General features: G+C 69.9%; 1 protein-coding gene. It reads right to left on the bottom strand.

Features of this window, described 5'->3' with window-relative positions; genetic code table 11:
- On the bottom strand, positions 1–562 hold a 562-nt coding region (locus tag AC5RVV_RS17910), incomplete at both ends, for a S8 family serine peptidase (protein WP_494002700.1).

The raw sequence follows: 562 nt of genomic DNA, 5'->3' as shown, positions 1-562 counted from the left end.
CAGGGCGTATTTGCGGGCCCGCACCGTCTGGTAGGTCCCGCCGGCGATGACAAAGAGAATCAGTCCCGCGAAGCCGAAAATGATGCTCGCAGGAAGGACGTCGCCGCTGGAAGCCGGCTCGGCGGCAACCGGAACCGTCGGCTCGGGGATGGCCGGTTCTTCCGCAGGAGCAGGAGCCGGAGCGGACTCCGGCGGCGCGGCACTCCCGCGCCGGTGCACCCTGATCCAGTCCGCCATGCTGCCCAGCGGATTCGCCTCGACCACCGGCACCTGGGCGGTCAGGGCGGCGTTGGCATCCAGGATGCCGTAGCCGTAAATCGGATCCTTCCCCGGTTCCCCGCCGTCGCGGGCGGTGCTGATGATGCGGTTGACCACCTGTGCTGCGCTCAGCTCCGGATAGCGCGCCCGGATCAGGGCCGCAACGCCGGAGACCAGCGGAGCTGCGGCGGAGGTGCCGGACCAGTCCGCATAGAGTCCGCCCGGCAGGCCTCCGACCAGCTCCTCGGCAGGTGCTGCGACACCGATGCTGATCCCCTGCGAGGAGGAATCCCAGCTGGCGCCC

The organism is Arthrobacter sp. MDT2-34-1, assembly GCF_059091365.1.
Note: the sequence above shows the minus strand (reverse complement) of the source record. Positions and strands in the feature narration are given on the sequence as shown.